The 13,128-nt window shown below is 62.5% G+C and carries 10 protein-coding genes; all 10 read right to left on the bottom strand.

The window, feature by feature from the left end; genetic code table 11:
• Positions 1-59 precede the first annotated feature (59 nt).
• Complete coding sequence (gene brnQ, locus E4487_RS05335; RefSeq protein WP_037051891.1) at positions 60-1,373, bottom strand: branched-chain amino acid transport system II carrier protein; 1,314 nt, start codon at positions 1,371-1,373, stop codon at positions 60-62.
• Positions 1,374-1,701: 328 nt separating this feature from the next.
• Positions 1,702-2,589 carry a succinate--CoA ligase subunit alpha gene (sucD, locus tag E4487_RS05330; RefSeq protein ID WP_037051890.1) on the bottom strand — a complete coding sequence of 296 codons (888 nt, stop codon included), beginning with the start codon at positions 2,587-2,589 and terminating at the stop codon, positions 1,702-1,704.
• Positions 2,589-3,755, bottom strand: a complete 1,167-nt coding sequence (sucC, locus tag E4487_RS05325; protein ID WP_037051889.1) for an ADP-forming succinate--CoA ligase subunit beta — start codon at positions 3,753-3,755, stop codon at positions 2,589-2,591. Before sucC ends, sucD begins: the two co-directional genes overlap by 1 nt.
• Positions 3,756-3,997: 242 nt before the next feature.
• Positions 3,998-5,434 carry a dihydrolipoyl dehydrogenase gene (gene lpdA, locus E4487_RS05320; RefSeq protein ID WP_037051888.1) on the bottom strand — a complete coding sequence of 479 codons (1,437 nt, stop codon included), beginning with the start codon at positions 5,432-5,434 and terminating at the stop codon, positions 3,998-4,000.
• A gap of 66 nt (positions 5,435-5,500) precedes the next feature.
• Positions 5,501-6,730 carry a 2-oxoglutarate dehydrogenase complex dihydrolipoyllysine-residue succinyltransferase gene (gene odhB / locus E4487_RS05315; protein ID WP_037051887.1) on the bottom strand — a complete coding sequence of 410 codons (1,230 nt, stop codon included), beginning with the start codon at positions 6,728-6,730 and terminating at the stop codon, positions 5,501-5,503.
• 65 nt (positions 6,731-6,795) lie between these two features.
• Entirely contained in the window at positions 6,796-9,627 is a 2,832-nt protein-coding gene (locus E4487_RS05310) for a 2-oxoglutarate dehydrogenase E1 component (RefSeq protein WP_175252860.1), read from the bottom strand.
• Positions 9,628-9,877: 250 nt separating this feature from the next.
• Positions 9,878-10,585: a succinate dehydrogenase iron-sulfur subunit gene (locus E4487_RS05305; RefSeq protein ID WP_037051885.1), complete on the bottom strand. Its 708-nt coding sequence runs from the start codon at positions 10,583-10,585 to the stop codon at positions 9,878-9,880.
• Positions 10,586-10,596: 11 nt separating this feature from the next.
• Positions 10,597-12,369: a succinate dehydrogenase flavoprotein subunit gene (sdhA, locus tag E4487_RS05300; protein WP_037051884.1), complete on the bottom strand. Its 1,773-nt coding sequence runs from the start codon at positions 12,367-12,369 to the stop codon at positions 10,597-10,599.
• 3 nt (positions 12,370-12,372) lie between these two features.
• A complete protein-coding gene (gene sdhD / locus E4487_RS05295; protein ID WP_037051883.1) occupies positions 12,373-12,741 on the bottom strand; it encodes a succinate dehydrogenase, hydrophobic membrane anchor protein in 369 nt (122 codons plus the stop codon).
• Positions 12,735-13,109: a succinate dehydrogenase, cytochrome b556 subunit gene (sdhC, locus tag E4487_RS05290; protein ID WP_037051882.1), complete on the bottom strand. Its 375-nt coding sequence runs from the start codon at positions 13,107-13,109 to the stop codon at positions 12,735-12,737. Before sdhC ends, sdhD begins: the two co-directional genes overlap by 7 nt.
• Between the last annotated feature and the right edge of the window lie 19 nt (positions 13,110-13,128).

The following is a 13,128-nucleotide window of genomic DNA, read 5'->3' as shown; positions in this document are numbered from 1 at the left end:
ACTTGTTCGACAAAAAGAAGGCCGCCTCGTGGGCGGCCTTGCTTTGACGGCGACGTGCCTCAGGCAGTGGCGCCCTGACGCAGACCGAGGATGCGGTCGAGCACCACGACCAGCGCCAGCGTGATCGCCACCGGCAGCAGCCAGCCCAGGCTCTGCCCTGCCAGCGGCAACTGGCCGAACCACGCCGGCACCTTGTCTGCCCACGGCGTGGCGGCGACGCCGTCGGCCACGCCGAAGATCAGCGTCACCGCCATCACCGGCACGAAAACCAGGGACTGCGAGAGCCACAGGCGGTTGGCCAGGCTCAGGGCGACCAGCACGATCGCCAGCGGATAGAGGCCGACCAGCACCGGGATGGAGAAGCTGATCAGCTGGGTCAGGCCCTGGTTGGCCACGATCAGGCTGAACAGGCCGAAAACGATCACCACGCTGCGATACGACACCGGCAGCAGCTTGCTGAAGAATTCGCCGCAAGCGGTCAGCAGGCCGACGGCGGTGGTCAGGCAGGCCAGGGTGATGACCACGGCCAGCAGCAGGCTGCCGGTGGTACCGAAGGTGTGCTGGACGTAGGTGGTCAGGACCTGCACGCCATTTTCCGCATCACCGGCGATGCCCTGGCTGGTGGCGCCGAGGTAAAACAGCGCCAGGTACACCAGCGACAGGCCGATGGCGGCGATCACCCCGGCGACGATCGAGTAGCGGGTCACCAGGGCGCCGTCGCTGACACCACGGTCACGGATGGCGCTGGCGATGACGATACCGAATACCAGGGCACCGAGGGTGTCCATGGTCAGGTAACCCTGGAGGAAACCCTGTACCAGGGGCGCCTCGCGATAGCTGTCGGCGACCACGCCGATCTCGCCTGCCGGCGCGAACAGCGCGGCACCGCCCAGTACCAGCAGCGCAGCCAGCAATACCGGGGTGATGAACTTGCCGATACGGTCGACCAGTTGCCCGGGGTTGAGCGAGAGGAACAGGACGGCAGCGAAATAGACCAGGGTGTAGATCAGCAGCGGCGTGCCTTCGTTGCCGGCGAACGGGGCGATGCCCATCTCGAACGACACCACCGCCGTGCGTGGCGTGGCGAACAACGGCCCGATGGCCAGGTACACCGCCACGGCCAGGATCGCACCGGCGACCTTGCCCAGCGGCGCGGTGAGCAGGTCCATGCCGCCGCCGACACGGGCCAGCGCCACGACGGTCAGCAGGGGCAGCCCGACACCGGTGAGGAGAAAACCGACTGCGGCAGGCAGCAGGTTGGCCCCGGCAGCCAGGCCGGCGCTGGGCGGAAAGATGATGTTGCCGGCGCCAAGGAACAGCGCAAATGTCATGAAGCCAAGGGCCAGGAGATCCGAGCCTTTCAAACGAGTCATAGAGGGGAATACCACGGGCAGGAAATCGAAGAGTTGCGGGGGTTTCCTCAGGGATCAGGGAAACGTCGCCCGAGCGTTTTGGCTCGAACCACTGCTGGTATCGCCAGGCGCTTGTGGCGCCACGGACACGATAAGCCGCGCATACTAGCGAAAACCGCGCAGCAGCAGCACAGTTGCCGGACGAGCTGTCGAACTGGCGTAACTGCCTGTCGCCTCAGCAACAGTTACCGTGCATTTCCATGCGGCTGCTCACGCCGCGCCGCACCAGAGCGGGCAGAAAAACAAAAAGGCCACCCGAAGGTGGCCTTTTTGCGAGCATCAGGAACGCTTAGGCGTTCTTGACTTCCCAACCGGTCAGCTCGGCCAGGGCCTTGCCGATGTCAGCCAGGGAACGCACGGTTTTCACACCCGCGTCCTGCAGTGCAGCGAACTTCTCGTCTGCAGTGCCCTTGCCGCCGGAGATGATGGCGCCAGCGTGGCCCATGCGCTTGCCGGGAGGAGCGGTCACACCTGCGATGTAGGAAACTACAGGTTTGGTGACGTTGGCCTTGATGTAGGCAGCCGCTTCTTCTTCAGCCGAACCGCCGATCTCACCGATCATGACGATCGCTTCGGTCTTCGGATCTTCCTGGAACAGCTTCAGGATGTCGATGAAGTTGGAGCCCGGGATGGGGTCACCGCCGATGCCCACGCAGGTGGACTGGCCGAAACCGGCGTCGGTGGTCTGCTTGACGGCTTCATAGGTCAGGGTGCCGGAACGCGACACGATGCCTACCTTGCCTGGCAGGTGGATGTGACCCGGCATGATGCCGATCTTGCACTCGCCGGGAGTGATCACGCCCGGGCAGTTCGGGCCGATCAGGGTAATGCCCAGCTCGTCGCAGATGACTTTGGCATCCAGCATGTCCAGGGTAGGAATGCCTTCGGTGATGCAGACGATCAGCTTGATGCCGCCGAATGCAGCTTCCAGGATCGAGTCCTTGCAGAACGGAGCCGGAACGTAGATGACCGAAGCGTCGGCGCCGGTGGCTTCGACGGCTTCTTTCACAGTGTTGAACACTGGCAGGCCCAGGTGGGTAGTACCACCTTTGCCCGGAGTCACGCCGCCAACCATCTTGGTGCCGTAGGCGATGGCTTGTTCGGAGTGGAAAGTACCCTGCGAGCCGGTGAAGCCCTGGCAGATGACTTTGGTGTCTTTATTGATCAGGACGCTCATTACTTGCCCTCCGCAGCTTTGACGACTTGCTGAGCAGCGTCGGTCAGGCTGGTTGCCGCGATGATGTTCAGGCCGCTTTCAGCCAGGACCTTGGCGCCCAGCTCGGCGTTGTTACCTTCCAGGCGGACGACCACCGGGATCTTCACGCCGACTTCTTTCACGGCGCCGATGATGCCTTCGGCAATCATGTCGCAACGAACGATACCGCCGAAGATGTTCACCAGAACGGCAGCAACGTTGCTGTCGGACAGGATGATCTTGAAGGCTTCGGTCACGCGCTCTTTGGTCGCGCCGCCACCTACGTCGAGGAAGTTGGCTGGCTTGCCGCCGTGCAGGTTGACGATGTCCATGGTACCCATGGCCAGGCCGGCACCGTTGACCATGCAGCCGATGTTGCCTTCCAGGGCCACGTAGTTCAGCTCGAAGCTGGCAGCGTGGGCTTCACGAGGATCGTCTTGCGACGGGTCGTGGAAGGTCTTCAGCTTCGGCTGACGGTACATGGCGTTAGCGTCGATGTTGATCTTCGCATCCAGGCAGTGCAGGTCGCCGTCGGCCTTGATGACCAGCGGGTTGACTTCCAGCAGAGCCAGATCGTGATCTTTGAACAGCTTGGCCAGACCTACGAAGATCTTGGCGAACTGAGCGACCTGCTTGCCTTCCAGGCCCAGCTGGAAAGCCAGCTCGCGACCCTGGTACGGCTGAGCGCCGACCAGCGGATCGACGGTGGCCTTGAGGATCTTCTCAGGGGTTTCGTGGGCCACTTTCTCGATGTCCACGCCACCTTCGGTGGACGCCATGAACACGATGCGACGGCTGGAGCGGTCCACTACAGCGCCCAGGTACAGTTCCTTGGCGATGTCGGTGCAGGATTCGACCAGGATTTTGCTGACCGGCTGACCATTGGCGTCAGTCTGGTAAGTCACCAGACGCTTGCCCAGCCAGTTGGCGGCGAAGGCTTTGGCGTCTTCCTTGCTCTTGACCAGTTTTACGCCACCGGCTTTACCGCGGCCACCGGCGTGGACCTGGGCCTTGACGACCCACTCGCTGCCACCGATTTTTTCGCAGGCTTCTGCGGCTTCTTCCGGGGTGTCTACCGCGAAGCCCTTGGATACAGGCAGGCCGTATTCAGCGAACAGCTGCTTACCCTGATACTCGTGAAGATTCATGCTTGTCTACCGTCTTCGTTTAGGTATTGCGCATTCGGCGCTGTACTTTTGATACCGCGCCACCTGTGACTGCCGAGGCAGTCCGCCGGGCATTCCGCTGCGAGTCGAGCTCGACGCGGGCCACCCGCCGTGGTTCTGCTTGCAAAAACCACCGCGACGATGAGGCGATTACGCGACGCCCCACCTACCACGGCGGCTTACAACAACTCGGGCGGCCGGCTACTGCCGACCACCTTTCACACTTAGCGCTTCTTGCGGTTGGCGATGTGGATCGCGCCACCGTTCACTGCCAGGGCCGCTTCGTGCAGCGCCTCGGACAGGGTCGGGTGCGAGAAGACCATCATGCCCAGGTCTTCGGCGCTGGTGCCGAATTCCATACCGATGGCGCCTTGCTGTACCAGCTCGGCAGCGCTTGGGCCGATCACGTGAACGCCCAGTACGCGGTCGGTGTTGGCATCGGCGATGACCTTGACCAGGCCGCCGGTGTCGTTGGCAGCCATGGCACGGCCGCTGGCAGCGAACGGGAAGGTACCGATGTTGATGGCAACGCCCTCACCTTTCAGCTGCTGCTCGGTCTTGCCGACCCATGCGATTTCCGGGTGGGTGTAGATGACCGACGGGATCAGGTCGTAGTTCATCTGCGCCTTGTGGCCGGCGATACGCTCGGCGACCATCACACCCTCTTCCGAGGCCTTGTGCGCGAGCATGGCGCCACGTACCACGTCACCGATGGCGTAGACGCCCGGCACGCTGGTTTCGCACTGATCGTTGACGTAGATGAAGCCACGCTCGTCCAGGTCCACGCCGCTGTCGGCGGCCAGCAGATCGGTGGTCACCGGGCGACGGCCCACGGCCACGATCAGCTTGTCGAAGACCATCTTCTGCTCGCCGTTGGCGTCGGTGAAGCTGACGGTGACCTGCTTCTTCTTGACTTCCGAACCGGTGACGCGAGCACCCAGGCGGATGTCCAGGCCCTGCTTGGTCAGGGTCTTCTGGGCTTCCTTGGCGATCTGCTCGTCAGCAGCGGCGAGGAACTTGTCCATCGCTTCGAGCACGGTGACTTCGGAACCCAGACGGGCCCATACCGAGCCCAGCTCCAGACCGATCACGCCAGCGCCGATGACGCCCAGCTTCTTCGGTACGCTCTGGAATTCCAGGGCGCCGGTGGAGTCGACGATGACGTCCTGATCGACCGGAGCCGGCGGAATCTCGACCGGCTTGGAGCCGGAAGCGATGATCACGTGGGCGCCTTCGACCACCTGGGTCTTGCCGTCGGTGCCGGTCACTTCGACCTGCTTGCCAGCCAGCAGCTTGCCGTGGCCTTCCAGCAGGGTCACGCCGTTGGCCTTGAACAGCGAGGCGATACCACCGGTCAGGTTCTTAACGATGGTGGCCTTGCGCCCGATCATCGCCGGAACGTCGATGGTCACGCCCTTGGCTTCGATGCCGTGAACGGCGAAACCTTCCTTCGCTTCGTGGTACTTCCAGGAGCTGTCCAGCAGCGCCTTGGAGGGGATGCAGCCGACGTTCAGGCAGGTGCCGCCGAGGGCGGTCTTGCCGTCCTTGCCCTGATATTTTTCGATACAGGCGGTCTTCAGACCGAGTTGCGCTGCTTTGATGGCGGCAACATAGCCACCAGGGCCGGCACCGATGACTACCACGTCGAATTTCTGGGTCATAACGTATTCCTTCTCGAATAAACCGGACGGCCCTGTAAACAGGGCCGCCGTGGAGGAGACTGGCTTTTAGATGTCCAGCAGCAGGCGAGCCGGGTCTTCAAGCAAGTTCTTGATGGTCACCAGGAAGGTCACGGCTTCCTTACCATCGATCAGGCGGTGGTCGTAAGACAGCGCCAGATACATCATCGGGCGGATCACCACCTGGCCGTTGATCGCCATCGGACGCTGGATGATGTTGTGCATACCCAGGATGGCGGCCTGCGGCGGGTTGACGATCGGAGTCGACATCATCGAACCGAAGGTACCACCGTTGGTGATGGTGAAGGTGCCGCCGGTCATTTCTTCGATCGCCAGCTTGCCGTCACGGGCCTTCTTGCCGAAGGTGGCAATGCCGTTCTCGATTTCAGCCAGGCTCATCAGCTCGGCGTTGCGCAGAACCGGGACCACCAGGCCACGGTCGCTGGATACGGCGACGCCGACGTCGGCATAGCCGTGGTAAACGATGTCGTTGCCGTCGATCGAGGCGTTGACCGCCGGGAAGCGCTTCAGCGCCTCGGTAGCCGCCTTGACGAAGAACGACATGAAGCCCAGGCGTACGCCGTTGTGGGACTTCTCGAACAGGTCCTTGTACTTCGAACGCAGCGCCATGACTTCGGTCATGTCGACTTCGTTGAAGGTGGTCAGCATGGCCATGGAAGACTGAGCTTCGACCAGACGCTCGGCGATCTTGGCGCGCAGGCGGGTCATCGGTACGCGCTTCTCGGTACGGTCGCCAGTGGCGACTACCGGAGCAGCAGCGGCCGGAGCGGCAGCCGGCTTGGCAGCAGCGGCCGGCGCGTTCTTCTTCGCTTCGACGGCGGCGACCACGTCTTCCTTGGTCACGCGGCCACCCTTGCCGGTGCCGGCGATGCTGTTCGGGTCGATGCCGTTCTCTTCGGCCAGCTTGCGCGCAGCCGGCGACAGGATCGCATCGTCACCGCCAGCAGCGGCCGGAGCAGCAGCCTGGGCAGGCGCAGCGGCAGCGGCCGGAGCGGCAGCCGGAGCAGCGGCGGCAGCGCCACCTTCGGTCAGTTTGCCCAGCAGCTCGTTGGACAGAACGGTGTCGCCTTCGTTCTTGATGACTTCAGCCAGGACACCATCGGCCTCGGCCAGGACTTCGATCACCACCTTGTCGGTTTCGATGTCGACGATCAGCTCATCGCGCTTGACCGCTTCGCCCGGCTTCTTGTGCCAGGTGGCCACGGTGCCGTCGGCAACCGATTCCGGGAAGGTTGGGGCTTTGATCTCGATAGCCATTGTATGCGTTTCCTTAAATTCGGTTTTACCGCCAGGTGGCACCTGCCACCTGGCGGATGAAGGCGTTAAACAGTAAAGGCGTCCTGCAGCAGTTTTTCCTGCTGCTCGGCGTGCATCGAGGCATAACCGCAAGCCGGCGCTGCCGAGGCATCACGACCGGCGTACTCGAGGAACAGGGCCTTCTTGTGCGCAGTGGCGACGCGACGCATGTGGTGCTGACTGCAGTACCAGGCGCCCTGGTTCATCGGTTCTTCCTGACACCAGACGATGTGCTTGAGGTTCTTGTACGGTGCCAGCGCCTCGGCCAGGTCCTCTTCCGGGAACGGGTAGAGCTGCTCGATACGCACGATGGCGATATCTTCGCGGCCCTCGGCACGACGCTTCTCCAGCAGGTCGTAGTAGACCTTGCCGCTGCACAGGACCAGACGCTCGACCTTCTTCGGATCCAGCCCATCGATCTCGCCGATGACGGTCTGGAAGGAGCCTTCGGCCAGATCGTCCAGGGTCGAGATGGCCAGCTTGTGGCGCAGCAGCGACTTCGGCGTCAGCACCACCAGCGGCTTGCGCAGCGGACGGATCACCTGGCGACGCAGCATGTGGTAGACCTGTGCCGGGGTGGTCGGTACGCAGACCTGCATGTTGTGCTCGGCGCACAGCTGCAGGTAACGCTCCAGACGCGCCGAGCTGTGCTCAGGCCCCTGCCCTTCGTAACCATGCGGCAGCAGGACGGTCAGGCCGCAGAGACGACCCCACTTGTGCTCGCCACTGGAGATGAACTGGTCGAATACCACCTGGGCACCGTTGGCGAAGTCGCCGAACTGGGCTTCCCAGATCACCAGCGCGTTCGGCGTGGTGGTGGCGTAGCCGTATTCGAAGGCCAGTACGGCTTCCTCGGAGAGGTAGGAGTCGTACAGCTCGAACTTCGGCTGACCGTCGTACAGGTTCTTCAGCGGAACGTAGGTCGCGGCGTCCTTCTGGTTGTGCAGCACCGCGTGGCGGTGTGAGAAGGTGCCACGGCCGATGTCCTGGCCGGTCATGCGGATCGGGTGACCTTCGACCAGCAGCGTGGCGTAGGCCATGGTCTCGGCGAAGCCCCAGTTGATCGGCAGGCCACCGGCGCCCATCTTCTGGCGATCCTCGAGAATCTTCGCGACCTGACGCTGGACGACGAAGCCTTCCGGGATTTCCAGCAGCTTGGAGGACAGATCCTGCAGGGTCTTGAGGTCGAAACGCGTGTCGTGACGCGCGGTCCAGGCGTGGCCCAGGTACGGACGCCAGTCGACGAACAGTTCCTTGTTGGGCTCCTTGACCAGGCTCTTGACCACGTGCTGACCGTTGTCCAGCGCGGTGCGGTACTCGTCGATCTTGGCCTGCACGTCGTCGTTGCTCTGCACGCCGGCCGCAATCAGGGCATCCGCGTACAGCTCACGGGTGGTGCGCTGCTTGGAGATCTGCTGGTACATCAGCGGCTGGGTGCCGTTCGGCTCGTCGGCCTCGTTGTGACCACGGCGGCGGTAGCAGACCAGGTCGATGACCACGTCACGCTTGTACTGCATGCGGTAGTCGACGGCCAGCTGGGTGACGAACAGCACCGCTTCCGGATCATCGCCGTTCACGTGGAAGATCGGCGCCTGGACCATCTTGGCCACGTCGGTGGCGTACTCGGTGGAGCGCGCATCCAGCGGGTTGCTGATGGTGAAGCCGACCTGGTTGTTGATCACGATGTGGATGGTGCCGCCAGTCTTGTAGCCGCGGGTCTGCGACATCTGGAAGGTTTCCATGACCACGCCCTGACCGGCGAAAGCCGCGTCACCGTGGATGGAGATCGGCAGGACCTTCTCACCACCGGCATCGCTGCGGCGATCCTGACGGGCACGTACCGAACCCTCGACCACCGGGGAAACGATTTCCAGGTGCGAGGGGTTGAATGCCAGCGCCAGGTGCACTTCGCCACCCTGGGTCATCACGTTGGACGAGAAACCCTGGTGGTACTTGACGTCACCGGAGGACAGGCCTTCGGTCTTCTTGCCTTCGAACTCGTCGAACAGGTCGCGCGGGTTCTTGCCGAAGGTGTTGACCAGGACGTTCAGACGGCCACGGTGGGCCATGCCGATGACGATTTCCTTGGTGCCGTAGGAACCGGAGCGCTGGATGATCTCATCCAGCAGCGGGATCAGGCTCTCGCCACCTTCCAGGCCGAAACGCTTGGTGCCCGGGTACTTGGTGCCCAGGTACTTCTCCAGGCCTTCGGCAGCGGTGACGCGCTCGAGCACGTGCGCCTGAACCTCGGCGGAAAACTGCGGGCGACCGCGTACGCTTTCCAGGCGCTGGGCGAACCAGTTGCGCTGACCGGAATCGACGATGTGGGTGAACTCGGCCCCGATGGTGCGACAATATGTCTGCTGCAGCGCATCGCGGATTTCGCGTAGCGTTGCTTCTTCTTTGCCGATGTACAGTTCGCCAGTACGGAACGTGGTATCCAGATCCGCATCGGTCAGACCGTAGTGATTGATCGACAGATCAGACGGCGCAGTGCGCACCCACAGACCCAGAGGGTCGAGCTGGGCGGCCTGATGGCCACGCATGCGGTAGGCCTGGATCAGACGCAGCACTTCCACCTGCTTTTTCTCGTGCTCGCTGCTGACGGCCCCGGCGGAAACCGGCTGGGCACGACGCGAATTCTTGGCGAGCAGGACGAAATGATCGCGAATGGTCGAATGCGATACGTCCGTTGCAGCGCTGCCGTCGGTCGGCAACTTCTGGAAGTAAGTGCGCCACTCTTCTGGCACAGCGTTGGGATCGTGCAGGTAGAGCTCGTAGAGCTCTTCCACGTAGGCAGCGTTGCCACCGGATAGGTGGGCACTGTCCCACATGCGCTGCATCACGCTTTCTTGCATGCTTGGTCACCCTCGGTAAGGGGACACCACCGGCGTGAAAACCGCATGGTCCGATCAGAAGTCATGATGCTGCGACTCGGATACAGCCACTTGGGTTCCCGCAGATAGCCCGGGTACCAGCCCGGATGCCCCTGCTGGTCGTCATGTTTTTCGAGTATGAACCGCGGCTTTGTGGGCTGCGGTTCTGGCTTTTGCTGCGAAACCGACCTGAGTCGGTCCCGCAGGTGTTACAGGTATAGCAACTTGCGAATCAGGTACCGCTCTGCAGCAGCATGTTGCGCACGTGACCGATGGCCTTGGTCGGGTTCAGGCCTTTCGGGCAAACGTTGACGCAGTTCATGATGCCGCGGCAGCGGAACACGCTGAACGGATCATCCAGGGACGCCAGACGCTCGGAGGTCTTGGTGTCGCGGCTGTCGGCCAGGAAACGATAGGCCTGCAGCAGCGCAGCGGGACCGAGGAACTTGTCCGGATTCCACCAGAACGACGGGCAGCTGGTCGAGCAGCAAGCGCACAGGATGCACTCGTACAGGCCGTCGAGCTTCTCACGCTCTTCCGGCGACTGCAGACGCTCGATGGCCGGAGCCGGCGTGTCATTCTGCAGGAACGGCTGCACTTTCTCGTACTGCTTGTAGAAGATGCTCATGTCGACGACCAGGTCACGAATGACCGGCAGCCCCGGCAGCGGACGGATCACCAGCTTGCCACCCTTCAGCCCCGCTGCGGACAGCGGAGTGATGCAGGCCAGACCGTTCTTGCCGTTGATGTTCATGCCGTCGGAGCCGCACACGCCTTCACGGCAGGAACGACGATAGGAGAAACCCTCGTCCTGTTCCTTGATCAGCGCCAGCACGTCCAGGACCATGATGTCCTTGCCGTTGGTGTCGATCTGGAAGTCCTGCATGAACGGAGCAGCGTCTTTCTCCGGGTTGTAGCGATAAACACTGACTTGCAACATATCAGTCACCCTTAATAAGTCCGAACCTTGGGTTCAAACGCCGGAACGGTCTTCGGCGCGAAGTTCACGTCACGCTTGGCTACGCGCTTCTCGCCTGGGAAGTACAGGGAGTGGCACAGCCAGTTCTGATCGTCGCGCTCTTCGAAGTCTTCACGAGCGTGGGCACCACGGGACTCCTTGCGAGCCTCGGCGGCAACCGCAGTCGCTTCGGCGACTTCGAGCAGGTTTTGCAGTTCCAGCGCCTCGATACGCGCAGTGTTGAACGCCTGGCTCTTGTCGGAGATCTTCACCGTCGCGATACGCTCGCGCAGGTCGGCCAGTTGTTGGATGCCCTTCTGCATGTATTCGCCGGTACGGAATACACCGAAGTAGTTCTGCATGCACTGTTGCAGCTCGCGCTTGAGCGGCGCGACCTCTTCACCGGTGCTGCGCTCGTTGACGCCGGCCAGACGGGCCAGCGACTGCTCGATGTCGGTTTCGCTGGCGCCACGCACCTCGACACCTTCCTTGAGCGCTTTTTCCAGGTGCAGGCCAGCCGCGCGGCCGAATACCACCAGGTCGAGCAGCGAGTTGCCGCCCAGACGGTTGGCACCGTGCACCGACACGCAGGCGACCTCGCCCACGGCGAACAGACCTTCGATGATGGTGTCCTTGCCGTTGGCGTCCTGAGTGATGGCCTGGCCATGGATGTTGGTGGCCACGCCGCCCATCATGTAGTGGCAGGTCGGGATCACCGGAACCGGGGCAACGACCGGGTCGACGTGCGCGAAGGTCTTGGACAGTTCGCAGATGCCCGGCAGACGGCTGTGCAGCACTTCTTCGCCGAGGTGATCGAGCTTCAGCAGTACGTGGTCCTTGTTCGGGCCCACACCGTTGCCGGCGATCACTTCCTTGACCATGGAACGGGCGACGACGTCACGACCGGCGAGGTCCTTGGCGTTCGGCGCATAGCGCTCCATGAAGCGCTCGCCATGGGCGTTGATCAGGTAACCACCCTCACCACGGCAGCCTTCGGTGACCAGTACACCAGCGCCGGCGATACCGGTCGGGTGGAACTGCCACATTTCGATGTCCTGCACCGGCACGCCGGCACGCAGGGCCATGCCCACGCCATCACCGGTGTTGATCAGTGCGTTGGTGGTGGAGGCGTAGATACGGCCAGCACCGCCAGTGGCCAGGACCACGGCCTTGGAGCGGATGTATACGGTCTCGCCGGTCTCGATGCAGATGGCGATGATGCCGACGATGGCGCCGTCCTGGTTCTTCACCAGGTCGACGGCGTACCACTCGTTGAGGAACGAGGTGCCAGCCTTCAGGTTGGCCTGGTACAGGGTGTGCAGCAGCGCGTGACCGGTACGGTCGGCAGCGGCGCAGGTACGAGCAGCCTGGGTCGGATTGTCCGGACCCTTGGACTGGCCGCCGAACGGACGCTGGTAGATGCGGCCCTGTTCGGTACGGGAGAACGGCAGGCCCATGTGCTCGAGCTCGAACACGGCTTCCGGACCAACGGAGCACATGTATTCGATGGCGTCCTGGTCACCGATGTAGTCGGAGCCCTTGACGGTGTCGTACATGTGCCAGCGCCAATCGTCGTTCGGGTCGGCCGAAGCGATGGCGCAGGTAATGCCACCCTGGGCGGAAACGGTGTGCGAGCGAGTCGGGAACACCTTGGTGACCACGGCAGTCTTGTGACCGCCCTGGGCCAGTTGCAGCGCAGCACGCATGCCGGCGCCGCCGCCACCTACGATGATGGCGTCATAGGAAAGAGTACGGATGCTAGACATGAATCAGAAACCCCACAGAATCTGCACGCCCCAGACGAACATCGCGAACATGGCGATGCCACACACGGCCTGGAACAGGAAACGCACACCAGTCGCCCACTTGCCCAGCGCCATCGGCGTCAGGTAGTCGGTGGAAATGGTCCACATGCCGACCCAGGCGTGCACGCTCAGTGCAACCAGCGCCAGCAGGCTGAAGATGCGCATCGCGGTACTGGAGAACAGGCCGTGCCATTCGGCGTAGCCCATGCCCGGATTGCAGATCACATAGCCCAGCAGGAACAGCGTGTAAGCCGCGAGAACGACCGCAGAAACGCGCTGAGCCATCCAGTCATAGAGGCCCGAACGCGAGAAGTTCGTGACATTAGTTACCATATCCATACCCCCAGCAGCACGATCACGACCGCAGCAACGGCGATGACGATTTTCGAGCCCAGCTTGCCGCCTTCCAGCGTCTCACCGATGCCCATGTCCATGATCAAGTGGCGCACACCGGCCACCAGGTGGTACAGCAGAGCGGACAGAAGACCCCAGATCACGAACTTGGCCAGCGGGCTGGTCAGGCATTCTTTCACCTGGGCGAAGCCCTCTTCGGACGCCAGCGACTTGTCGAGGCCGAACAGCAGAATGGCGATACCGACAAAGAGGATGACACCGGAGATACGGTGAAGAATGGACGTGTAAGCGGTGATTGGGAGCTTGATAGTCCTAAGGTCTAGGTTTACAGGTCGTTGGCTATTCACGGCTTTTTATCACACTGAG

It is taken from the genome of Pseudomonas sp. BMW13, from assembly GCF_013357275.1.
GTDB lineage: Bacteria > Pseudomonadota > Gammaproteobacteria > Pseudomonadales > Pseudomonadaceae > Aquipseudomonas > Aquipseudomonas khazarica.
The sequence above is the reverse complement of the archived record's forward strand: the minus strand, read 5'-3'. Positions and strand labels throughout refer to the sequence as shown.

Excerpts from the sequence above, each read along its gene's own strand:
- brnQ (WP_037051891.1), bottom strand. The coding sequence starts at position 1,373 with ATGACTCGTTTGAAAGGCTCGGATCTCCTGGCCCTTGGCTTCATGACA.
- sucD (WP_037051890.1), bottom strand. The coding sequence starts at position 2,589 with ATGAGCGTCCTGATCAATAAAGACACCAAAGTCATCTGCCAGGGCTTC.
- sucC (WP_037051889.1), bottom strand. The coding sequence starts at position 3,755 with ATGAATCTTCACGAGTATCAGGGTAAGCAGCTGTTCGCTGAATACGGC.
- lpdA (WP_037051888.1), bottom strand. The coding sequence starts at position 5,434 with ATGACCCAGAAATTCGACGTGGTAGTCATCGGTGCCGGCCCTGGTGGC.
- odhB (WP_037051887.1), bottom strand. The coding sequence starts at position 6,730 with ATGGCTATCGAGATCAAAGCCCCAACCTTCCCGGAATCGGTTGCCGAC.
- E4487_RS05310 (WP_175252860.1), bottom strand. The coding sequence starts at position 9,627 with ATGCAAGAAAGCGTGATGCAGCGCATGTGGGACAGTGCCCACCTATCC.
- E4487_RS05305 (WP_037051885.1), bottom strand. The coding sequence starts at position 10,585 with ATGTTGCAAGTCAGTGTTTATCGCTACAACCCGGAGAAAGACGCTGCT.
- sdhA (WP_037051884.1), bottom strand. The coding sequence starts at position 12,369 with ATGTCTAGCATCCGTACTCTTTCCTATGACGCCATCATCGTAGGTGGC.
- sdhD (WP_037051883.1), bottom strand. The coding sequence starts at position 12,741 with ATGGTAACTAATGTCACGAACTTCTCGCGTTCGGGCCTCTATGACTGG.